This window comes from Rothia nasimurium, assembly GCF_014217215.1.
In the GTDB taxonomy this organism is placed as follows: domain Bacteria; phylum Actinomycetota; class Actinomycetes; order Actinomycetales; family Micrococcaceae; genus Rothia; species Rothia avistercoris.
Genome location: NZ_CP056080.1, coordinates 792,055 through 812,838, shown reverse-complemented (window position 1 = coordinate 812,838; position 20,784 = coordinate 792,055). Strand labels below are relative to the sequence as shown.

Below are 20,784 nucleotides of genomic sequence, written 5' to 3'. Positions count from 1 at the left end.
TTGTTCGGCGCAACCCTCTACACCTGTTTTCTTAGTCTTGTCGCGCCAGCTTTGGGCAATTTTTCCGTCTAGCTTCTTCTCATCCCTGTGCGCGGACGCCGGGGCGTAGGCTGGTGGGTAGGGGCAGGTGCCCTGCCCTACAGTTTCTTCCGTGAAAGGTTCAACGATGAGCGATTCAAACCTCTTGGTCCCGGCAGCAGACGACCCCACCTGGTGGCGTCAGGCCGTGGTCTACCAGATTTACCCCCGGTCCTTTGCGGACGCCGACGGCAACGGAATCGGCGATCTCAAGGGCATTACTGCCAAGGTTCCCTACCTCAAGAAGCTGGGCGTAGATGCCGTCTGGCTCTCCCCCTTCTACCCCTCAGCCCTGGCTGACGGCGGCTACGATGTCGATAACTTCCGCGATGTTGACCCCAAGATCGGTACCCTGGCTGACTTCGATGAGATGGTGAGCACCCTGCATGCAGCAGGCCTGAAGCTCATTGTTGATGTGGTGCCCAACCATACCTCCAACCTGCATGTTTGGTTCCAGGAGGCCCTGGAGTCCGCCCCGGGGTCGGCGGCCCGTGACCGCTATATCTTCCGTGACGGCCTGGGTGAGAAGGGCGAGTTGCCCCCGGCGGACTGGACCTCCATCTTCGGTGGCCCGGCCTGGGAGCCGGTGGGCGACGGCCAGTGGTACCTGCATAACTTCGCCGTCGAACAGCCGGATCTCAACTGGCATAACCCCGAGGTCCATGAAGACTTCAAAGAAACTTTCCGTTTCTGGGCTGATCGCGGTGTCGATGGCTTCCGCATTGACGTGGCCCACGGTATCGCCAAGGACCTGCCAGAGGTTCTACCCAGCCAGGCAGAACTCGACGCTATGCCTAAGGACGGCACCCACCCCATGTGGGACCGCGACGACGTACACGAGATTTACAAGGAATGGCGCACCGTCTTCAACGAATACACCCCGCCCCGCACCGCCGTGGCAGAGGCTTGGGTAGAGCGCGACCGCCGCCCCGCCTACGCGTCCGCCCAGGGCCTGGGCCAGGCCTTTAACTTTGACCTGCTCACCGCCCGCTTCGAGGCGGGCGAGTTCCAAAAGATTGTGGCAGAGAACCTGGAACTCTCAGCCGAATCCGGCTCATCGAGCACCTGGGTGCTGTCCAACCACGACGTAGTGCGCCACCCCACCCGCTACGGCCTGCCCTTCGTGGAGGGTAAGACCAACGAGAAGGTAGGCCACGAGTGGCTGCTCGCAGGTGGCCCAGCCGAGGAACTGGACCGTGAGCTCGGCTCAGCCCGTGCCCGCGCAGCTACCCTCTTCGAGCTAGCTCTGCCCGGTTCGGCCTACCTCTACCAGGGTGAGGAACTGGGCCTGCACGAGGTCGCCGAGATTCCCGATGCAGACCGCCAGGACCCCACTTTCTTCAACTCACCCGGTGTCAACGTCGGGCGCGACGGTTGCCGTGTGCCCCTGCCCTGGGAGGCGGACGGACCCTCCTTCGGTTTTGGCCCGGCAGCACCGCACCTGCCCCAGCCGGCCTGGTTCGCCGACTACGCTGTAGCAGTTGAGGACGAGCAGGAAGACTCCACCCTCAACCTCTACCGGGCAGCTCTGGCCGCCCGCCGTCAGCTCCAGGGCGCTGAGGAGCTGACCTGGCTCGCCACGGATTCAGCTGACCTACTGGCTTTTGAGCGCCCCGGCGGCTGGGTCAACCTGACCAACTTCAGCACCGAACCTGCTCCCCTGCCTGCTGACATGGCTGATGCCGAGTTCGTGCTGGGCTCTACCCCCGGTGCCGCGGACGCCTTCGCTGCAGGTGCCGTACCCGGGTCAGCTACCTTCTGGCTCAAGAAGTAGCCGAAGAACTAGGGGCAGGGCAGGTGAGGCAGGCTCACAGCGAAGCTGTTGGCGCGAATCTGGCGAGCTTGCGAGCCAGCTAGCGAACCGGCGAGAGGGTCGACAGCGAGCGTGAGCCTGCGAAACCTGGCGCGTCTGCCCTCCTCTTATGCCCGAGACATCTCACGAATCCTCTCAACCGTCTCGCGGGGCGTGGTGTTTTCGCCCAGACGGTTAGGTTTGCCTGCGCCGTGGTAGTCGGATGACCCGGTGACGAGAAGCTCGTGTTTGGCTGCGGTTTCAAGCAGCCAGGCGCGGCCTTCTTCGGGGTTGTCGCGGTGGTAGATCTCAAAGCCGGCGAGCCCTGCCTCAATCATGGCGTAGATGGTGTCGTTACTGGCGAGTTTTCCGCGGGCGGACGCCTTGGGGTGGGCCATGACTGGCACACCACCTGCCGCACGCACCAGTTCAACAGCCTTCACCGGGTCCACGGCGTAGTGGGGTATGTAGTATTTTGAGCGGGTGGTCAAGATAGTTTCGAAGGCTTCTGACCGGTTGGCTACTGCGCCGAGGGCCACCAGGGCATCTGCGATGTGGGGGCGGCCTACGGTCGCGCCCTCGTGCACCTGTTCTTGAACGGTCTCCCAGGTAATTGGGTAGTCTTCGGCGAGTCTTTCAACCATGCGCTGGGCGCGGCCTACCCGGGAGTCGCGGGCGCGATTAATTTCAGCTAAGAGGGCTTCGTTGGCCGGGTCGTGTAGGTAGGAGAGCAGGTGGATGCTCACCCCCTGAGCCGAACACGAGATTTCCATGCCGGGCAGGAAGTCTAGCCCCAGGCGTCCGGCTGTCTCTTGAGCCTCGGCCCAGCCGGCGGTGGTGTCGTGGTCGGTCAGGGCGAAGCCGGTAAGCCCGGCGATGGCTACGTCGGCGACCAGCTCGGCTACTGGCTGGGTGCCATCAGAAATACGGGAGTGGGTGTGCAGGTCATACATAGCACCAGACTACCTGCGGCGGCCCGTCCGTAACAGGTAGCACCCATTAGCCGCCCTTAAGTATCGGCGCTACTATCTTCAGCTAGACGCGCCGTTACCCGGCTCACTAGACTGGTAGGCATGACTACTAGCGATAATACCCCCACCCCGGGCGACGACCAGCCCATCGAAGAGCGCGTCACCAACCGCTCTGCCGCCCCCAAGTCCAGTGCTTTTACTGACTTTATGGCAGCTAACTGGGCGCCGGCGTCCGACGAGCTCCCGGCTCGCGCCCGTGTAGCCGACTTTGCCGCTGAGCGCCGCGCCAAGATTTCTGCGCTTTTCCCCGGCGAGCGCCTGGTTCTGCCTGCTGGCCCCCTCAAGGTGCGTTCAAACGACACCGACTACCGTTTCCGCCCCCACTCAGCTTTTGCCCATCAGACCGGTCTGGGCCTGGACCACGAGCCGGATGCCGTGCTTGTGTTTGAGCCCGTTGAAGAGGGCCAGGGCGATAACGGATCAAACCACGAGGTAACCCTGTACTTCCGCCCCCTGGCAGGCCGCGATACCGAGATGTTCTACCGAGATCCCCGCTACGGGGAGTTCTGGATTGGCCCCCGCCCCACCCTCGAATCGATGGGTGCCGAGTACGGTCTGCGTACCAAGGACCTGGGTGAACTTGAGGTAGCTATCACCAAGAACGCCGGCCCCGAGGCCCTGGGCGGCGTGCGCATCCGTCTGGTGCGCAACGTTGACCTGAATGTCGATGCCCTGGTCGATACCTCCCGCTACAACACCTCTGTTGATCTAGAAGAGTCAGATAAGCTCGACGCTGCCCTGACAGAGGCCCTGTCTGAGGCCCGCCTGGTCAAGGACGCCATCGAGGTGGAGAACCTGCGCCGCTCGGTTGACCTGACCATCGACGGTTTTGCTGAGGTCGTCAAGGCCCTGCCCGCAGCTGTTGCCCACCACCGCGGCGAGCGCGTGGTCGAGACCGCTTTCTTCGCCAAGGCCCGTGTTGAGGGTAACGACCTGGGCTACGACACCATCGCTGCCTGCGGTAACAACGCCACTATCCTGCACTGGATCCGCAATAACGGCACCGTCGATGAGGGTAAGCTGCTGCTGCTCGACGCCGGCGTTGAAGACGACACCCTCTACACCGCGGACGTCACCCGCACCTTCCCGGTCAACGGTAAGTTCTCCGAGATTCAGGCTAAGGCCTACAACATCGTGCTCGAAGCTGCCGACGCTGCCTTTAAGGTTGCGGTGCCGGGTAAGAAGTTCCACGAGGTTCACGACGCTGCCATGCAGGTTCTGGCTACCCGCCTGCACGAGTGGGGCCTACTGCCTGTCTCTGCTGAGGTTTCCCTATCGGCTGAGGGCGGTCAGCACCGCCGCTGGATGCCCCACGGCACCAGCCACCACCTGGGCCTGGACGTGCACGACTGCGCCCAGGCCAAGAACGAGCTCTACATGGAGGGCATCATCGAGCCCGGCATGGTCTTCACCATTGAGCCCGGTCTTTACTTCAAGGAAGAAGACCTCGCTATCCCCGAGGAGCTGCGCGGCATCGGTATCCGTATCGAGGACGACGTACTGGTCACCGAGGACGGCAACGAAAACCTTTCTGCTGCCCTGCCCCGCACCGTTGAGGGTATCGAAGCCTGGATGGCGGAGAACTCCCGCTAGGTAGGAGCTTGCGTTCTTAGTTCGTTAGGGGTTCTGCATGCTCACGCTCGCTCCCGACCCTCTCGCATGGTTCGCTTCGCTCACAATGCGATTCACGCCAGCCGCCGAGCCAGCAGCTTCGCTGTGAGCATGCTCCACCCACCCTGATGAACTAGCCTCTCAACTGCAGAACGAAACCCCGTCTGCTCTCTTCCAGAGCGGGCGGGGTTTTCGTCAGGTTTTGTCGTTTAGAGGCGGGTGATTTTCAAAGACTTGATGAACCAGTCTGAGAAGGTCCAGATGAAGGTAGCCTCGAAGCGGTGGGGGCCGGTGACGTCCTGTTCGTAGGCAGTTCCTACCAGCTGTACCTGGGCGGTAGCCGATCCGGTTTCTTCCCCGGCCGTGGTGGCGATATCTTCAAGGGTTGCCTCGTCGAGGTCGAAGAGGTCTTCGTCAAGATCGTCAATCCACTCCTGGGCGGTTTTTACCGCACCGTTGGGTAGGGTGAGCTGAAAGTCGCCGGTGAGGAATTCGATAATGAGGTGCTGGTTGTTCTCACCGATGTAGCCGATGAGTTCTTCAAAGCGGGTGGCGAGTTTCTGGTCGGGTGTCATTGGCCGTCCTTCTGCGGTGTTTGCTCGGCTTCTGCTGTTTCGGGGGCCTTGCGGATGGTTGCCTCAAATTCTTCGGGGGACTCCACGCGCAGGCCGTAGCGCTGCTCCCCCTTTTCTGCGCGAATCGCTTCGATACGCTCGTTGGTGGCGGGGGGCTCGGGGGCCTTACGGATCATCTGCTCAAATTCTTCGGGGGATTCCACGCGCAGACCGAACTTACCGGCGGCCTTCGAGCCGTCGCGGTTGGTTTCAGCGGGAGGGGTGAAGACGGGGGCGGACGGACGCTGCTCGACTGCCGGTGCCTGGTCCTGCTTCTGATCAGCCGGATTGAAGCCAGGCAGGAAGGGTTCGGGGGTCTGCTCCTGCTTGGGAGAGGGGGCTGAGGGGTCAAACCATTGGGGGGCCTGCTGACCGTTCTGAGCCCCTTGGGTGTTCTGTACCTGCTTGCCGCTCGGGGCGCCCTGGGGCTGCTGGGCCGAGTAGCCCTGGGGGTTGGCCTGGCTCATGCCGGGGTGTACGTAGGGGCTTGAGGTCTGCCCGTTCTGGGCAAAGGGCTGGGTGCCGGGGCCGTGTACTCCGCTGTGGGTGCCACCGGGCTGGACGGTTACGCGCAGCAGATGGCGGGCTGCCTGGGCGGTGGCAGGAATAGCCATCAGGTCAAAGCGCTGGGGTAGCATCTGGGTGCGGGTACGGATGCCGCGGCCTTTGGTACGGGAGGCAACGATAATTGCGTAAATTATGCAGAAGGCAATAGCCAGGGGCACAATGCTCAGGAAGTTGGCCAGAATCGAGGTCTGGGTGATCACGGCGTTGAAGAGGGCGACCAGGGCACCGAGGCTCAGGCCCTGGAAGACGCCGCTGAGGGCCGCCCGCGGGTAGGTGGCCTGACCGGTAATGTAATCAACCTGCTGCACGTCCCGACCCACTACGTAGAGGGAGTGCACGGGGAACTTCTGGCTGGCAAGAAATTCGATAGCCTTGTTGACCTCTTTACGGTCGGTAAAGGTGGCTACCAGCTCGCCGGGAGGTAGGTGGGTGCCGTCTGCCATGGCCAGTGCGGGAGGTGCTTTGAGTTGATCCATGCCCCTATTTTTTCGCAAAGTGCAGGGAGTTTGCTGGGAGCACGCCGGTGTATCGCCACAGGTGAACTAAGCAGGGTGATTCTCATTGTGCTGTTGACCGGTGGCAGCTCTGGGCTGGGGCGAGTACCCTTGATAACTGTGAGTAGCGTACCGAACAAGATTTTTATCGCCCGCCTTCTGGGCCTTGATGTTTTTGATCCCCACGGCGACCGCCTGGGCCGTCTGCGCGATGTAGTGGTGCTGAAAAGCGGTTTCACCCAGTTCAACGCGGTGGGGTCTTTGGCCAAACTCAAGGAGCCCGTTGTGGTGGGTATCGTCATCGAGATTCTGGGTAAGAAGCGTATCTTCGTGCCCATGACTCGTGTGACCAGTATCGACTCCACCCAGGTGATTCTGACCGGTCTGGTGAACCTGCGCCGCTTTGAGCAGCGCGGTTCTGAGGCTCTGGTGGTCGGTGAGCTCTTTGACCGCAAGGTACAGCTACGTGACGGGTCGGGTAGGGCTCAGATTGAGGACGTTGCGATGGAGCAGCGCCGTAACGGCGACTGGTTTATTTCTGAGCTCTTTATTTCGCGCGGCCACACTAGCCTGATGCGCCGCCGCAAGGAAACCCTGATTGTGGACTGGGACGAGGTTATTCTCTCTACAGATTTTGAGCCGCAGGCTGCAACCGCGTTTGTGGCAAGCCACGAAGATTCCAAGCCCGCTGACCTGGCTGACGCTATTCACGAGATGCCCGATAAGCGCATGGTTGAGATCGCCCAGGAGCTCCAGGACGAACGCCTGGCGGACGTGCTGCAGGAGCTCCCCGAAGAAGACCAGGTGCAGATTCTGTCTCATCTTGAGGTGGAGCGAGCGGTCAACGTTCTGGAAGAGATGGAGCCGGACGACGCTGCCGACCTTCTGGGTGAGCTCTCCGACACCCAGCGCGAAGAGCTGCTGACCCTGATGGACCCCGAGGATTCGGACGACGTGCGCCGCCTGCTCGAATACGAAGAAGGTACCGCCGGCTCGCTCATGAACCCGGTCCCCATTATTCTTTCCCCCGAAGCGACCGTGGCCGAGGCGCTGGCCCATATCCGGCAAGAAGAGATCTCACCGGCTATGGCCGCTGCTGTCATGGTCACCCGCCCGCCCCTGGAGACACCCACCGGCCGCTACCTGGGGATTGTGCACATGCAGCAACTGCTCCGCCACTCCCCCAGCGAACAGGTGGGTAACATCATTGATACCTCCATTGAACCGGTTACCGATGCCGCCAGCATCGAAGAAGTGACCCGTATTCTTGCTACCTATGACCTCACCATCGTCCCGGTCGTCAATGACCACGACCGCCTGGTTGGGGCGGTCACCGTGGATGACGTGCTCGATGAGATGCTGCCCGATGACTGGCGCACCTACGACGATGGAACCCCGATCCGAAAGGTAGGCCGCCGATTTGAGTGATGCACGCGAACGCGATGATTCCGCCCAGACGCTAGGTACACCCCAGCAGAAAAAGCGTCGGCCGATTTTCCAGTTCAGCCCCAACCCCGACGCTTTCGGCCAGATGACCGAGAAGATTGCGCGTTTTATGGGTACCCCGCAGTTCCTGCTGTGGATGACCATTTTCTGTGCCGTCTGGCTGAGCTGGAACACTTTAGCACCTGAAGAGATGCAATTTGACCCGCGCTCGTTGAACTTCACTCTGCTAACCCTGATGCTGTCTTTGCAGGCATCCTATGCCGCTCCCCTGCTGCTGCTGGCGCAGAACCGGCAGGATGACCGTGACCGCGTGGTTGCCCGCCAGGACAGGCAGCGCGACCAGCGTAACCTTGAAGAAACCGAGTACCTGACCCGCGAAATCGCTTCTTTGCGTATTACCCTGCGCGAGGTTGCTACCCGTGACTTTGTGCGTGGCGAGATGCGCGACATCATGGACGAGTTGCAGGAGGTTCAGCGCCGGCAGGAGGAGCTTTTTGCCCGCGCTGAGGCCCTGGCGGCTAAGGCGAATGAGCTTGAGACCCCCGAAGAGACTAAGCCCTTCGATCCCAATGTTGCCCAGCCTGTGACCAGCGCCTTTGATGTGCTGAGCGATGATCACCCGAAAATGCGTAAGAAGAAGAAGGTAAAGGACATCGACCGCTCGTTTGAGTAGGCGATTTACCCCATGCAGACATCACATCTGAATGAGGAGCTGCTTGCAGCTCTCGCAACCGTTATTGACCCTGAGCTGCGCCAGCCCATCACCGAGTTGGGTATGGTCGACCGGGCTGAGCTGACCGGTTCGGTCGCCGACGTCAGGGTGCTCCTGACTATTGAGGGATGCCCCCTGCGTTCGACAATTGAGGCGGACGTCCGCGCGGCGGTCTCTGCCCTGGAGCAGGTAAGCGAGGTGCAGCTTGAGATTGGTTATATGAGCCCAGATCAGCGCGCCACTCTGCGCCAGCGTCTTGGCCATACCAAGCAGAACCCTTTTACTGCCCCCGGCTCACTGACCCGTATCTTTGCGGTAGCTTCGGGTAAGGGCGGGGTCGGCAAGTCCTCTGCGACCGCTAACCTGGCAGCGGCTTGCGCCTCCATGGGTTTGAGCGTTGGCATTATTGACGCCGATGTGCACGGGTTTTCGATTCCCGGGCTGCTGGGCATTACCGCTGGCCCTACCCGCATGGACGACATGATTATTCCGCCGGTGGTTGAGGCCCCTTCGGGTGGCGGTGTCATCAAGGTAATTTCTATCGGTATGTTCGTAAAGCCTGACCAGCCGGTCGCCTGGCGCGGCCCTATGCTGCACCGGGCTCTGGAGCAGTTCCTCACCGACGTGCACTTTGGTCACCTGGATGTGCTCTTCCTCGATCTGCCCCCGGGCACCGGCGATATCGCGATTTCAATGGCTCAGTTGCTGCCCCACGCCGAGATTCTTCTGGTCTCAACCCCGCAGCTGGCTGCTGTGGACGTGGCCCAGCGGGCCGGTACCCTCAGCCTGCAGACCGAACAGAAGGTGATTGGGGTGCTAGAAAATATGGCTGCCATGCAGCTGCCGGACGGCACCACCCTACCCCTCTTCGGAGAAGGGGGCGGGGGCGTCCTCACCGAGTCCCTGGGCAGGGCCCTGGGCTACGAGGTGCCCCTGCTGGGGTCGGTACCGCTCGAGGTTGCCCTGCGCGAGGGCGGGGACGCCGGCACCCCGGTGGTCTGGGGCGCGCCCGAGACCGCTGCGGCCCAGGAGCTGGTCAAAACCGCCCGGGCCCTGACCCACCGTCCGCGCGGGCTAGCGGGAGCCCCCCTGCCCTTTACCGTCTAACCCGGCCCAAGGGGACCACAAAACTTCAAAAGAACCGCATATTATGCGGTTCTTTTTTGAAAATCAGGTCCCCTTGGCGAGAGAAAGAGTTTAGGTGGCCTCGGTATCGAAGGGAGCCCAGGCGCCGCGGGGCAGGCGCACACTCACAGAGGGAGCCGGTGCAGATGCCGCCTTTTCTTCAAGTTCCTTGCGGCGCTCTTCGTCGTCCTCAGCAAAAGCCTCACGCACAATGACGCGGGGATCGTACTGGCGGGGGTCATACTGGCGCCAGTTGATATCGCCCAGGTCGGGGCCAAGAGTTTCTTTGAGGTCGTCCTTAGCCTCAAAGGCCATACGGCGAACCCACTTGATAAAGTCTTTGAGCTGCTGGGCATATTCGGGCATGCGTTCTGGCCCGATGACAACAAACACCAGAATCGCTAGAACGATAAATTCGAGGCCGCTAATTCCAAACACACAAAGAGATTACCAGCTCAGCCCGAGTGTTAGCCCATAAAACGAGTGGGGTTGATTAAGATGTTTTCAGAATCATTCCCGCGTGCACTCATGTGAAGGTGAAGTACTAGGTGAATACTCAGGAACAGGCTCGAAGCTGGGTTTATGCTGAAGAGTTCCCGTTGGAGGCTCCTGCGGTGGCTTCTGCCCGGGCTGGGGCCGAGCGGTTGGACGCCGCCCCCGTCGCCCCGTCGGTAGCTTCCCTGCTTACGGTGCTCGCGGCCGCTACCAAGGCCCAACACGCTGTAGAAATCGGCTGCGGAGCCGGCGTTGCTACGGCTGCCCTGCTCACAGGCTTGGCCCCCGGTGCGGCGCTCACCGCCATCGATATCGATGCCACCCGTTGCCAGGCGACCCGGACTCTACTGGCAGCTGCCGGTCTTGATAAGAGCCACCGGGTGCGCGTCATCACCGGCAATGCTGCCGAGGTACTCCCCCGCCTCTCAGAAGCCTCCTACGACCTGGCCTTTATTGACGCCGGCAGCCAGCTGGCTGAACAGCTGGTCTACGATACGCTGGCCCTCCTAGAACCTGGAGGGCTCCTGATTCTGCATGACCCGCTGGTGGGCGGCGCTGTTGCGAACCCTACAGCCCGCGATGCCGTGACCGTTTCGGTACGCTCTGTCTTACACGAGGTGGCGGCCTGTACCGCCGATGTTTTTGTCTCACTCGTACACGCGGGTGAGGGTCTCTACCTGGTCTACAAACGCTAAAGCCCCCGCCCCAAACCTGTGTGGTTCGGAGCAGGGGCCGGGCTCAGAGCCGAAGCCTAGACGTTTTCAACGCACTTGCGGATTGCCTCGACTTCTTCTTCGGTGATATCAAGAACCAGGCGGCCGCCACCTTCAACGGGAATGCGCATGACGATGCTGCGCCCTTCGCGCACGATTTCGAGGGGGCCGTCGCCGGTGCGTGGTTTCTGAGCTGCCATCTTGGTTCTCCTTCAACGAGGGTTGGTCTGCGGTTTCTTGGCTTCTATTGCCGGTCTCACCTTCTTTTAATCATAGTGCTTAGTGGCTCACTTCTGGCGTTTTTAGGTGGAAACTTACAGGTTTAGGGCGGGTAGTCTCCGCCGCCGGGTAGCTGCTTCCAGTGCCAGAGCCAGCCGACCCAGCCAAATTGCAGGGTTGCTCCGCTGAGAATCAGCAGCCAGCGGTAGGCCCGCGAAGCGGATAGGGCCACGAGGGGCAGCAGGAGCGGGAAGAGGGGCAGCAGCAGGCGGAAGGTGGAGGACTGCGGGTTGAAGAAGGCTAGCATATACACCGCGTAGGCAACACACCAGGTGATGAGCGCCGGGTGGAGTACCTGCCGGGTCACGGGAGCCAGTAGGGCCAGCAGGTAGGCGCCCAGTAGCAGGATAAGGACGAGGGGGCCCAGCACCTGCCCCAGGTAGAGCTGGCTCTGGGTGTACCAGGGCATAAAGGGCAGCACGTGCTCCCCGCCAGCTCTCCACGCGGCCTCGGTAGCGGTGTAGGCGTCGATACGCCCGGTGGATGCCCATGCGATGGCCGGGTGGATAAAGGCGAAAGCACACACGGTGAGGGCAGAGGCCAGCTGCGGGGCGGTTGCTTTTAAGGCGCTCAGCAGGTTCTCAGCACGGGCCTGCTGAACCCAGCACACGAACCACCAAATTCCAACTACGGCTCCCAGGGGCACCCCTACAGGACGGGACAGGGCCGCGCCAAGGGCCGGAAAAAGCAGAAGCACATAGCGTTGCTGCACCAGCCAATAGAGGACCCAGGCCAGGAAGAAGAGGCCGGTTGCTTCGGCATAGCCGGTTTGCAGAATCGGTGCAACGGCGCAGAAGCTGACGGCGGCGGTTGCCCACAGGGCGGTTGTCTCTAGCTCAGTGCCCCGGTGGGTAGTAGCGCCCCCGGTAGCTGCCCCGCGCACCTGTAGGCTGGTTTCAAAGAGCCGGTAGATAAACCAGGCTGCCCCAAAGCCAAACAGCAGGGAAACGGTAGGGGCAACCGTCTGATAGCTCAGCCCGGTCACACTCGCCATGGCTCCGCTAATCAGGGGGTAGAGGGGGTAGAAGGCCCACTCATTTTGGGCAACGTGACCGTTGGCGTCCACGGGCAGAACCGCAGGGTAGCCGCCAGCGGCTATCTTGGCATACCAGTCAGCGTCCCAAATAGTGACAAACTCCAGGTAGCCCATTGAGGTATTTTTCCAGGGGCTAAAGGTCTGGTGCAGACCCACGGTTGAGAAAATAAACCAGCCCCAGAGCCGACTTGCGGCATAGACCAGGGCTACCCGCAGGCCGATGGGCAGGCTCGTGAAGAACAGCAGGCCCCGACTGGCGCTCACGCTCAGGGTCGCAGCGGTGCGGTCAAGCACCCCGCTGCGCTGTGGTGCGGACGGACGCCCCACTTCCCTAGCCCTCCCCGCGAAGGTCGGTAGCGGCGTCCTGGCCCCGAGCACCGCGCAGGGCCTCAAGCTCTGCCCGCAGGCGGCTGTTCTCGGCAACCACCTTAGCGAGCACCCCATCGACCTCATCGCGGTTATAGCCCAGGGCCGAGGTGGCAAAACGAACCCGCTCCAGCTCGTCCGTACCCGGGCGATCCGAAAGAATCAGGGGCGGCTCAGCGGCAGGAACCAGCGCTAGGCCGTCCTTGCTGACCGCATCGATAGCCTTCCGCCCTGGAATCAACCGGTCAGTACCCAACACCGCGCACCCGGCCATCACCGCCGCCAGCACCACAAAAGTCACCGTAACCAGTAGATAATTCATACCGTCCTCCCGCAGGAGCCAAGCCCTCTCGCCCAGCACCACTCAACTCAACCCAACAAATATGACTGCAAAAACACGACACCCCGTGTAACAAGTTGTTTACCTGCAGGGCGTAAGGTAGGGCACATACACCATTTGGTTTGTGCCACAGCACCTCAATGTTACCGGCGCACGCACTGAATCCACCACAAGAGAGGAAGCCCAGTGACTACTGACGCACTGGTTCAGCTCACCCACGTGAACAAGCACTACGGTGAGAACCACGTCCTCAAGGACATCAACCTTTCCATCGGCAAGGGCGAGGTTGTCGTCCTCCTCGGCCCTTCAGGCTCCGGCAAGTCAACCCTCTGCCGCACCATCAACCGTCTTGAAACCATCACCGACGGCACCATCACTATCGACGGCAAAAAACTGCCTGAAGAAGGTAAGGAACTCGCCAACCTGCGCGCAGAAGTCGGCATGGTCTTCCAGTCCTTCAACCTCTTCGCCCACAAGACCATCCTCGAAAACGTCACTCTAGGCCCCCGCAAGGTACGCGGCATGGGCAAGACCGAATCTGAAGAGCTGGCCATGAGCCTGCTCAAGAAGGTTGGCGTCGATAACCAGGCTTCCAAGATGCCCGCCCAGCTCTCCGGCGGACAGCAGCAGCGCGTCGCTATCGCCCGCGCCCTCGCCATGAAGCCCAAGGTCATGCTCTTCGACGAGCCCACCAGCGCCCTTGACCCCGAAATGGTCAACGAAGTACTCGACACCATGGTCTCCCTCGCCCGCGAAGGCATGACCATGATCGTGGTAACCCACGAAATGGGCTTCGCCCGCAAGGCAGCAGACCGTATCGTCTTCCTGGCCGACGGCGAAATCGTCGAAGAAGCCACCCCCGACCAGTTCTTCACCAACCCCCAGTCAGACCGCGCCAAGGACTTCCTGGGTAAGATCCTGGGTCACTAAGGACGGCCAGCCATGAATCTCTCCCGCGCCAAAGCAAAGGTCGCAGCCTGCGCCGCCCTGCTCGCCACCGGCGTCCTCGCGCTCTCCGGTTGCTCCGCCACCGGCAGCGAAGACACCATCCGCATCGGTATCAAGTACGACCAGCCCGGCCTGGGCTACCAGGACGGACGCGACTACACCGGCTTCGACACCGACGTAGCCCGCTACGTTGCAGCTGAACTCGGCTACTCCGAAGACCAGATCGAATGGGTCGAAGCCCCCAGCGCTAACCGCGAAAACATGCTCACCAACAACCAGGTAGACATGATTTTTGCGACCTACTCCATCACCGAAAAGCGACTCAAGACCGTTGACTTCGCTGGCCCCTACTTCGTCGCTGGCCAGGACCTGCTGGTCCAGGCAGAGAACACCGACATCACCGGCCCCGAATCTCTTGCCGGGAAGAATCTGTGCTCCGTCACCGGCTCAACCAGTGCAAAGAAGATCCAGGACAAGTACTCATCAGAGGTCCAGCTGGTTCAGCAGAACTCCTACTCTGACTGTGTTGTCGCCCTCAACGCCGGTATGGTCGATGCTGTGACCACCGACGACATCATCCTGGCGGGTCTAGCCTCTACCAAGGCCAACCAGGGCGAGCTCAAGCTCGTTGGCAACACCTTCTCCACCGAAAACTACGGTGTTGGTCTGCCCAAGGGCTCCGACAAGTGCGCCGCCATCAACGCAGCTATCAACAAGATGGTCGAAACCGGCGCCTGGGAAGAAGCCATCAAAAAGAACGTAGGTGCCGCTAACTACACCTACAACGCCGAGCTGAACCCGCCCGTCCTCACCGACGCCTGTGCCACCGTTGACGCCAAATAAGACGGCAACGCCCAGCGCACCTTCACCACACCACAATCTTTCAACCATCGGAGGCTTTCATGTCGTTCTCTGAACAGCTCTCCACGCTCTTTGCCACCTACGACGTCATCGGTGCCTTCTGGACCAATATCCAGCTAACCTTCTGGGCAGCCATCGGATCATTCGTCCTCGGCTCCCTGCTGGCACTTATGCGTATCTCGCCTGTGCCCTCCCTACGTTGGGCGGGCACCGCCTACGTGCACCTGGTCCGCAACACCCCGCTGACCATTCTGATGACTCTGGCAATCCTGGGCGTGTGGACCCAGTTCCAGCTCTCACTAGCAACCAGCTTTGAGTGGAACTTCTTTATCTACGCCGTTATCGTTCTTGCCATCTACCACGCGGCCTTCGTCTGTGAGGCCATCCGCTCCGGCGTCAATACTGTGCCCATCGGCCAGGCTGAAGCGGCCCGCGCCATCGGCCTGGGCTTCCTGCCCACCGCCCGCTACGTGATTTTCCCGCAGGCTCTGCGCGGCTCCATCACCCCGCTGGGCAACACCCTGATTGCGCTAGCCAAGAACACCACCGTAGCCACCGTAGCCTCAGTCGCTGAGGCCTCAGGCATGATGAAGTCCATGATTGAGTTCAACTCAGACCTCATCTTCATGATCTTCTTCGTCTTCGCCATGGGCTTTGTGATTATTGTTGTCCCCATCGGCCTGCTAACCACCTGGGCCTCTCGTAAACTGGCGGTGAAGCGATGAGCAAGAAGCGTATGACCTCAACCTCGGTACTCTTTGACGTACCCGGCCCCAAGGCCCGCGCCCGAACCCGCATCTTCAACATCGTGGCTCTTGTGCTCCTGGCAGCAGGCTTTGCCTACGTCATGATGGTGATGAACCGCCAGGGCCAGCTGGAAGCCGATAAGTGGACCTCCCTCTTCTCGGGTAACCTCTGGGCCAACTACATCCTGCCCGCCCTCTGGAAGACCCTCTCAGCTGCCCTGATTTCTGTGGTTACCTCGGTGGCTTTCGGTCTCTTCTTCGGCCTGGCACGTCTCTCACCCAATAAGGCTGTGCGAGCCTTCGGCACCGTGATCGTGGAGTTCTTCCGCGCCGTTCCCGTGCTGATTATGATGATCTTCTTCTGGCTCTTTTTGGGAAAGCTCAACCTCTTTGCCCCCTCACAGCTACCCTTTATAGCCGTGGTTCTGGGCCTGACCCTCTACAACGGCTCGGTCATCGCTGAGCTTCTGCGCTCCGGTGTACAGCAACTGCCCAAGGGCCAGGGTGAAGCCGGTCTGGCTATCGGCCTGACTCCTTGGAAGGTTCTGACCCTGATTCTGGTACCCCAGGCTCTGACCGCCATGATGCCCTCGCTGCTCTCGCAGTTCGTGGTTATTCTCAAGGACACCGCCCTGGGCTACATCATCTCCTACCCAGAGCTGCTGGCCGCTGCCCGCCGCTTCGGCTCTGGCGAGGGCAATATCTTGCAGATGCTCCTGCTGGCAGCCCTCATCTTCGTGGTGATCAACTTCGCCCTGACCCTCTTTGCCGAGTGGCTCGCTAAGTACATGAGCTCCCGCTCCGACGTAGAGATCAAGCACGCCGACGGTGTGCCCGGTGAAGTGGACGAAGCCCGCCCCAAGACCGAGCTGATGTTCAAGATCCCCAAGCACTAGCATCCGCGCCTGCGGCACTTACCCAAGGGGACCTGAAAATTTTGAAGGGACCGCATATTATGCGGTCCCTTTGAAGTTTCGTGGTCCCTTTGTGGGGTTAGGACGCCGTCAGCCAGCTTTCCAGCGCCGTATAGCAGGCCCGCACCTCAGAGACTTTAACGTGTTCGTTATCGGTATGGGCCAGCAGGGCGTCACCGGGCCCAAAGTTTACGGCGGGAATGCCGATTTCGCTGAAGCGGGCAACGTCCGTCCACCCGTACTTAGGCTTAGGAGCCTGCCCAACCGACTCAATCAGTGACCTAGACAGCGGAGCCTCCAGGCCGGGGCGGGCCGCTGATGACAGGTCCACGAAATCCAGCTCGTAGCCTTCAAAAACCTCGTGCAGATGCGCGACGGCTTCGTCCAGGGTCTTATTGGGGGCAAAACGGTAGTTGATGTGGACGCCCGCGTCATCGGGAATCACGTTCCCAGCAACCCCGCCTGAAATCTGCACGGCGTTGAGCCCCTCGCGGTAGGCCAGGCCCTCAACCTCATAGGTGGCAGGCTGGTAGGCAGCAAGGCGCCCCAGCACGTCCGCCATCTTGTGGATAGCGTTGATGCCCTTCCATGCGCGACCCGAATGGGCAGCGACGCCCGAGGTGCGAATCCAGAAGCGGATGGTGCCGTTGCAGCCGCCTTCGATGGTGCCGTCGGTGGGTTCCAGGAGCACGGCGAAGGCCGCGTCGGTCAGCTTCTCCCGGTGGTTGCGCATCAGGCGGGCAAGCCCTGAGAGCTCTGATGCAACTTCTTCATTGTCATAAAAGACGTAGGTGATATCGTAGCGGGGCTCCTTCAAGCGGGCAGCTAGGGCTAGCTGCACGGCAACCCCGCCCTTCATGTCCACGGCGCCGCGGCCGTAGAGGACCCGCTCCCCCGCTTCCTCAGACCAAGAAGCAGGTACGGTACCTCGTGAGCCCTCGGTACGGGGCAGGGGCACCGTATCTAGGTGGCCTGCCAGCACAATGCGGGTATCCCGGCCCAGGTTAGTGCGGGCGATGATGGCGTCGCCGTCGCGGGTTATCTCTAAGCCGCCGGTACCCTCAAGGGCCGCCTGCACGGCGTCCGCCAGGCGCACCTCGGCGCCAGAAACAGAATAAATATTGAGCAGATCAGCAGTGAGATCTTCAACGGGCTGGGTTAGGTTCAGGACGCCGGGGCCCACCTGAGCAAACTCAGCGGCCTGGGCGAGGGTAAGGTTCTTGGTCATAGTTCCACGATACAAGCAGATAGCGCCCCGCACCCGCCTGATTCCGTAGACTGGTAGGCATGACTGAAAACAATACCCGTGTAGCATCCGGCCTGGGTCTGGCCACCGTCGTCGCCTCCGGCGAGAACGAAGGCACCGTACTCGATGTCTGGTACCCCGCCCCCGCCCTCACCGAAACCCCCGACGACTCCGTAGCAGCCGACCTCGAAGCCCTGGTCGAAGCCGACGAAGACCGCAACGTTGTGCGTGAGCTGGTCAACGTCACCATCAACCTCGACGAGGCCCCCGCCAATGCAGCGGACGCCTACCTGCGCCTGCACCTGCTCTCCCACACCCTGGTTGCCCCCAACACCATCAACCTCGACGGTCTCTTTGGTGCTCTCGCCAACGTTGCCTGGACCAACTTCGGCCCAGTGCTGGCTAGCGAATTCAACACCGTCTCACTGAAGCTGCGTCGCCGCGGCGCCCTGGTCGTCACCCACGTGGACAAGTTCCCCCGCATGATCGACTACGTCGTGCCCGCTGGTGTTCGTATCGGCGACGCCGACCGCGTCCGCCTGGGTGCCCACCTGGCCTCCGGCACTACCGTCATGCACGAAGGCTTCGTCAACTTCAACGCCGGTACCCTCGGCGAATCCATGGTCGAGGGCCGAATCTCCCAGGGCGTTGTCATTGGCAACGGCACCGACATCGGCGGCGGCGCCTCAACCATGGGCACCCTCTCCGGTGGCGGCACCCAGCGTGTCTCCATCGGCGAGCGCTCCCTGCTCGGCGCTGAAGCCGGTATCGGCATTGCCCTGGGTGATGACTGCGTAGTTGAAGCTGGCCTGTACGTCACCGCCGGATCCCGCGTGACCGTCCTCAACCCTGGCTCTGAGCCCAAGGTCGTCAAGGCCCTAGAGCTCTCCGGCGTCAATAACCTGCTCTTCCGCCGCAACTCCGTGACCGGCGCTATCGAAGTTCTACCCCGTGCCAACAACACCGTGGAACTGAACTCAGAGCTGCACGCTAACTAAAAAATAAGTAATCATTTCGCGAGACGGGCTTATGCTCGCTGCCGACCCTCTCGTCTGGTTCGCTTCGCTCACAAGACGATTCATGCCAGCCCCAAGCCAGCAGCTTCGCTATAAGCCCGTTTCGCCCATCGATATTTACTGAAGTTTCATATACTCAAGACCCGCCCTACCGGCTGACCGGCAGGGCGGGTCTTTACAATAAGAGAACACACTCACAACACATCAGAAAGCTATTCATGAAGCGTTCTCTTTCTCTGCTGGCAGGTCTTGGCCTGGTTTCTTCCAGCGTTCTCGTTCCCGCAGCTTTTGCAGCAGATGGTACTACTGACCTGGGCGATTTGACCGTGCTGGCCTCAACCGATGTTCACGGCCGCGCCCTTAACTACGACTACTTCACCGGCGCCCCCTATGGCGAAGGTGCTAAGGCCCTGGGTATGGAGCACCTGGCAACCGCCATCGCCCAGACCCGGGCGGCAAAGGGTGCAGAGTCCACCCTGGTGCTCGATAACGGTGACGCCAACCAGGGCAACCCCTTACAGACCTACTACCAGAACAACCGCACCGCCACCAGTGTTGACCCCATGGCCTCGGTTTTTAACCTGCTGGGCTACGACGCCGGTGTAGTGGGCAACCACGAGTTCAACTATGGCCCCGATGCAGCCGCCCAGTACACCCAGAATCTGACTATGCCCCTGCTCGGGGCTAACGTCATCGACACCGCAACCGGCGCTCCTGCCTACGAGCCCTACACCATGATTGAAAAGACCGTGGGCGGCGAGAAGGTCCAGGTAGCCGTGATCGGCGTGGTAACCCCCGGGGTTCGTGTGTGGGATAAGGCTACCGTTGAGGGCAAGCTAGAATTTAAGGACGCTGCCGCTACCGTCGCCGAGTGGGCACCCAAGGTCAAGGCGGCAGGGGCCGACGTGGTCGTCGTCCTCGCCCACACCGGCCTAGATGCTGAGGGCTACACCTACAACCCGGCAGACCTGACTGAAAACGTCGCTAAGTCTGTTGCCGAACAGTCCACCGATGTTGATGTGGTCGTGGGCGGTCACTCCCACGTCACCAACAAGGTTCAGGAATACTTCACCAACAAGAACGGTGAGCCGGTGCTCTACACCCAGCCCGGTTACTGGGCCCGTTTCCTTTCCGAAGTCACCCTGCCCCTGGTCAAGGAAGCAGACGGTGATATCGAGGTCAAGTGGACCGCGGCCGAAAAGCCCACCGCCGTTGCCCTCAACGCCGGTGACTACGCCGCCGACGCGTCCGTCCTCGCCGCTATCGAGCCCTACCACTCAAAGACAACCGAGTGGGTACAGACCGTCGTTGCTCAGGCAACCGCTGAGATGCCCGCTGCTACCAGCGCCTGGGAAGACACCGCTGTTCTGGACTTCATCAACATGGTGCAGACCGAAGAAGTAACCCGGGCTCTGGCCGGAACCCAGTACGAGGGTCTGCCCGTCGTTGCTGAGGTCTCCCCCTTCTCCCGCACCGCTGTTTTCAAGCAGGGCGATGTCACCATTGCCGATATGGCGAGCCTCTATATCTACGACAACACCCTCTACGCTGTTGAGCTCACCGGTGCCCAGCTCAAGGACTACCTTGAATGGTCAGCCCGCTACTACAAGCAGCAGGAGCCCGGCGCTGAAATCACCGACTGGCCCACCGTCACTAACGCCCTCTACGAGGGGGCAACCCGCGGTATTCCCGACTACTCCTACGACGTGCTCTCAGGTGTGAACTACCACATCAACATCTCCAAGCCTGTCGGCGAGCGCATCGAGGGCCTAACCCTGCCCGATGGTACTCCCCTCGCTGATGATCAGAAGGTCATCCTGGCTCTGAACAACTACCGCTGGTCAGGCGGCTCAGGCTACCCGCACGTTACCGCAGCTCCTATCGTCTACGAGGAGCAGAAGGCCGTGCGCGACCTCATGATCGACTGGGCTATCACCAACAAGACCATCGACCCGACCACCTTCTTCGTCAAGAACTGGACGGTTGGCACCAGCTCCCTACCTACCGAGCAGGCTCCTGAAGAGACCCCGGCTCCTAGCGACAGCCCTACCGCTGCTCCTTCGGTTGAGCCCTCGGTATTCCCCACCGAAGAGCCGACTGCAAGTGCCAGTGCGGACGCCCCCGCCCCGGCTCCCAGTAATAGCCCGGCTTCTTCGGCTTCTACCGAGACCAGCCAGAACGATGTAGTAGGGGCACCTGAATCTGGAAAGAGCGGCGCACTAGCCCACACCGGCGCTACTGCTCTGCCCTTCCTCGCAAGTGCTGCCCTCCTGCTGGGTCTAGGCGCTACCGCCTTCTTCGCTGCCCGCCGCAAGAACAGCTAGGTGTAAGCGTCCGCGCCTTTTACCCTAGAT

General features: G+C 61.2%; 20 protein-coding genes. 12 read left to right on the top strand and 8 right to left on the bottom strand.

Going from position 1 to position 20,784, the window contains the following annotated elements; translation table 11 throughout:
• Nucleotides 1-166: 166 nt before the first annotated feature.
• On the top strand, nucleotides 167-1,852 hold the full coding sequence (locus tag HWU94_RS03870; RefSeq protein ID WP_185174381.1) for an alpha-amylase family glycosyl hydrolase: 1,686 nt from the start codon (nucleotides 167-169) through the stop codon (nucleotides 1,850-1,852).
• Nucleotides 1,853-1,998: 146 nt separating this feature from the next.
• On the opposite strand, the gene HWU94_RS03865 is transcribed toward HWU94_RS03870, so the two are convergent.
• Nucleotides 1,999-2,823 (bottom strand): PHP domain-containing protein, encoded by an 825-nt coding sequence (locus HWU94_RS03865; RefSeq protein ID WP_185174380.1) that lies wholly within the window; start codon nucleotides 2,821-2,823, stop codon nucleotides 1,999-2,001.
• 120 nt (nucleotides 2,824-2,943) lie between these two features.
• On the opposite strand from HWU94_RS03865, the gene HWU94_RS03860 reads away from it, so the two are divergent.
• Nucleotides 2,944-4,494 carry an aminopeptidase P family protein gene (locus HWU94_RS03860; protein WP_185174379.1) on the top strand — a complete coding sequence of 517 codons (1,551 nt, stop codon included), beginning with the start codon at nucleotides 2,944-2,946 and terminating at the stop codon, nucleotides 4,492-4,494.
• 227 nt (nucleotides 4,495-4,721) lie between these two features.
• Here the strand turns inward: HWU94_RS03860 and HWU94_RS03855 are convergent, their stop codons facing one another.
• Both HWU94_RS03855 and HWU94_RS03850 read right to left on the bottom strand, forming a co-directional pair.
• Nucleotides 4,722-5,087, bottom strand: a complete 366-nt coding sequence (locus HWU94_RS03855; RefSeq protein WP_185174378.1) for a hypothetical protein — start codon at nucleotides 5,085-5,087, stop codon at nucleotides 4,722-4,724.
• A complete protein-coding gene (locus HWU94_RS03850; protein ID WP_185174377.1) occupies nucleotides 5,084-6,169 on the bottom strand; it encodes a general stress protein in 1,086 nt (361 codons plus the stop codon). Before HWU94_RS03850 ends, HWU94_RS03855 begins: the two co-directional genes overlap by 4 nt.
• A 138-nt stretch (nucleotides 6,170-6,307) precedes the next feature.
• On the opposite strand from HWU94_RS03850, the gene HWU94_RS03845 reads away from it, so the two are divergent.
• Genes HWU94_RS03845 through HWU94_RS03835 form a run of 3 tightly spaced genes read left to right on the top strand, consistent with a single transcriptional unit; the run spans nucleotide 6,308 to nucleotide 9,452 of the window.
• Entirely contained in the window at nucleotides 6,308-7,615 is a 1,308-nt protein-coding gene (locus HWU94_RS03845) for a magnesium transporter MgtE N-terminal domain-containing protein (RefSeq protein ID WP_185174376.1), read from the top strand.
• Nucleotides 7,608-8,306, top strand: coding sequence for a DUF1003 domain-containing protein (locus tag HWU94_RS03840; protein ID WP_244956019.1), 699 nt, complete (start codon nucleotides 7,608-7,610; stop codon nucleotides 8,304-8,306). The genes HWU94_RS03845 and HWU94_RS03840 overlap by 8 nt, the downstream gene beginning before the upstream one ends.
• A 12-nt stretch (nucleotides 8,307-8,318) precedes the next feature.
• A complete protein-coding gene (locus HWU94_RS03835) occupies nucleotides 8,319-9,452 on the top strand; it encodes a P-loop NTPase (protein WP_185174375.1) in 1,134 nt (377 codons plus the stop codon).
• Between the two features lie 90 nt (nucleotides 9,453-9,542).
• On the opposite strand, the gene HWU94_RS03830 is transcribed toward HWU94_RS03835, so the two are convergent.
• Nucleotides 9,543-9,908, bottom strand: coding sequence for a Sec-independent protein translocase TatB (locus tag HWU94_RS03830; protein ID WP_185174374.1), 366 nt, complete (start codon nucleotides 9,906-9,908; stop codon nucleotides 9,543-9,545).
• A gap of 110 nt (nucleotides 9,909-10,018) precedes the next feature.
• On the opposite strand from HWU94_RS03830, the gene HWU94_RS03825 reads away from it, so the two are divergent.
• Complete coding sequence (locus HWU94_RS03825) at nucleotides 10,019-10,660, top strand: O-methyltransferase (protein WP_185174373.1); 642 nt, start codon at nucleotides 10,019-10,021, stop codon at nucleotides 10,658-10,660.
• A 56-nt stretch (nucleotides 10,661-10,716) separates the two neighbouring features.
• Here HWU94_RS03825 and HWU94_RS03820 read toward each other — a convergent pair whose 3' ends face one another.
• From HWU94_RS03820 to HWU94_RS03810, 3 genes are all read right to left on the bottom strand, one after another.
• Nucleotides 10,717-10,878 carry a DUF3117 domain-containing protein gene (locus HWU94_RS03820; protein ID WP_135013726.1) on the bottom strand — a complete coding sequence of 54 codons (162 nt, stop codon included), beginning with the start codon at nucleotides 10,876-10,878 and terminating at the stop codon, nucleotides 10,717-10,719.
• 122 nt (nucleotides 10,879-11,000) lie between these two features.
• Nucleotides 11,001-12,320: a hypothetical protein gene (locus tag HWU94_RS03815; RefSeq protein WP_244956018.1), complete on the bottom strand. Its 1,320-nt coding sequence runs from the start codon at nucleotides 12,318-12,320 to the stop codon at nucleotides 11,001-11,003.
• A 4-nt stretch (nucleotides 12,321-12,324) separates the two neighbouring features.
• Entirely contained in the window at nucleotides 12,325-12,681 is a 357-nt protein-coding gene (locus tag HWU94_RS03810) for a DivIVA domain-containing protein (protein ID WP_185174372.1), read from the bottom strand.
• Nucleotides 12,682-12,900: 219 nt separating this feature from the next.
• Between HWU94_RS03810 and HWU94_RS03805 the strand changes: the two genes are divergently transcribed.
• The 4 genes from HWU94_RS03805 to HWU94_RS03790 are packed head-to-tail and all read left to right on the top strand — an operon-like array spanning nucleotide 12,901 to nucleotide 16,150.
• Nucleotides 12,901-13,629: an amino acid ABC transporter ATP-binding protein gene (locus HWU94_RS03805; RefSeq protein ID WP_185174755.1), complete on the top strand. Its 729-nt coding sequence runs from the start codon at nucleotides 12,901-12,903 to the stop codon at nucleotides 13,627-13,629.
• A 12-nt stretch (nucleotides 13,630-13,641) separates the two neighbouring features.
• Nucleotides 13,642-14,490, top strand: a complete 849-nt coding sequence (locus HWU94_RS03800; RefSeq protein WP_185174371.1) for a glutamate ABC transporter substrate-binding protein — start codon at nucleotides 13,642-13,644, stop codon at nucleotides 14,488-14,490.
• Between the two features lie 59 nt (nucleotides 14,491-14,549).
• The gene (locus tag HWU94_RS03795) at nucleotides 14,550-15,233 is read left to right on the top strand and encodes an amino acid ABC transporter permease (protein WP_185174370.1); all 684 of its coding nucleotides are present in this window, start codon (nucleotides 14,550-14,552) and stop codon (nucleotides 15,231-15,233) included.
• Nucleotides 15,230-16,150 (top strand): amino acid ABC transporter permease, encoded by a 921-nt coding sequence (locus HWU94_RS03790; RefSeq protein ID WP_244956017.1) that lies wholly within the window; start codon nucleotides 15,230-15,232, stop codon nucleotides 16,148-16,150. The genes HWU94_RS03795 and HWU94_RS03790 overlap by 4 nt, the downstream gene beginning before the upstream one ends.
• Before the next feature lie 97 nt (nucleotides 16,151-16,247).
• Here HWU94_RS03790 and dapE read toward each other — a convergent pair whose 3' ends face one another.
• A complete protein-coding gene (gene dapE, locus HWU94_RS03785) occupies nucleotides 16,248-17,396 on the bottom strand; it encodes a succinyl-diaminopimelate desuccinylase (RefSeq protein ID WP_185174369.1) in 1,149 nt (382 codons plus the stop codon).
• 50 nt (nucleotides 17,397-17,446) lie between these two features.
• Here dapE and dapD point away from each other — a divergent pair, with 50 nt between their 5' ends.
• On the top strand, nucleotides 17,447-18,412 hold the full coding sequence (gene dapD / locus HWU94_RS03780; protein WP_185174753.1) for a 2,3,4,5-tetrahydropyridine-2,6-dicarboxylate N-succinyltransferase: 966 nt from the start codon (nucleotides 17,447-17,449) through the stop codon (nucleotides 18,410-18,412).
• Between the two features lie 236 nt (nucleotides 18,413-18,648).
• The gene (locus HWU94_RS03775) at nucleotides 18,649-20,754 is read left to right on the top strand and encodes a 5'-nucleotidase C-terminal domain-containing protein (RefSeq protein WP_185174368.1); all 2,106 of its coding nucleotides are present in this window, start codon (nucleotides 18,649-18,651) and stop codon (nucleotides 20,752-20,754) included.
• Nucleotides 20,755-20,784: the final 30 nt, after the last annotated feature.

Excerpts from the sequence above, each read along its gene's own strand:
- HWU94_RS03865 (WP_185174380.1), bottom strand. The coding sequence starts at position 2,823 with ATGTATGACCTGCACACCCACTCCCGTATTTCTGATGGCACCCAGCCA.
- HWU94_RS03790 (WP_244956017.1), top strand. The coding sequence starts at position 15,230 with ATGAGCAAGAAGCGTATGACCTCAACCTCGGTACTCTTTGACGTACCC.
- HWU94_RS03850 (WP_185174377.1), bottom strand. The coding sequence starts at position 6,169 with ATGGATCAACTCAAAGCACCTCCCGCACTGGCCATGGCAGACGGCACC.
- HWU94_RS03835 (WP_185174375.1), top strand. The coding sequence starts at position 8,319 with ATGCAGACATCACATCTGAATGAGGAGCTGCTTGCAGCTCTCGCAACC.
- HWU94_RS03775 (WP_185174368.1), top strand. The coding sequence starts at position 18,649 with ATGAAGCGTTCTCTTTCTCTGCTGGCAGGTCTTGGCCTGGTTTCTTCC.
- HWU94_RS03810 (WP_185174372.1), bottom strand. The coding sequence starts at position 12,681 with ATGAATTATCTACTGGTTACGGTGACTTTTGTGGTGCTGGCGGCGGTG.
- HWU94_RS03855 (WP_185174378.1), bottom strand. The coding sequence starts at position 5,087 with ATGACACCCGACCAGAAACTCGCCACCCGCTTTGAAGAACTCATCGGC.
- dapE (WP_185174369.1), bottom strand. The coding sequence starts at position 17,396 with ATGACCAAGAACCTTACCCTCGCCCAGGCCGCTGAGTTTGCTCAGGTG.
- HWU94_RS03795 (WP_185174370.1), top strand. The coding sequence starts at position 14,550 with ATGTCGTTCTCTGAACAGCTCTCCACGCTCTTTGCCACCTACGACGTC.
- HWU94_RS03870 (WP_185174381.1), top strand. The coding sequence starts at position 167 with ATGAGCGATTCAAACCTCTTGGTCCCGGCAGCAGACGACCCCACCTGG.
- HWU94_RS03820 (WP_135013726.1), bottom strand. The coding sequence starts at position 10,878 with ATGGCAGCTCAGAAACCACGCACCGGCGACGGCCCCCTCGAAATCGTG.
- HWU94_RS03860 (WP_185174379.1), top strand. The coding sequence starts at position 2,944 with ATGACTACTAGCGATAATACCCCCACCCCGGGCGACGACCAGCCCATC.
- HWU94_RS03800 (WP_185174371.1), top strand. The coding sequence starts at position 13,642 with ATGAATCTCTCCCGCGCCAAAGCAAAGGTCGCAGCCTGCGCCGCCCTG.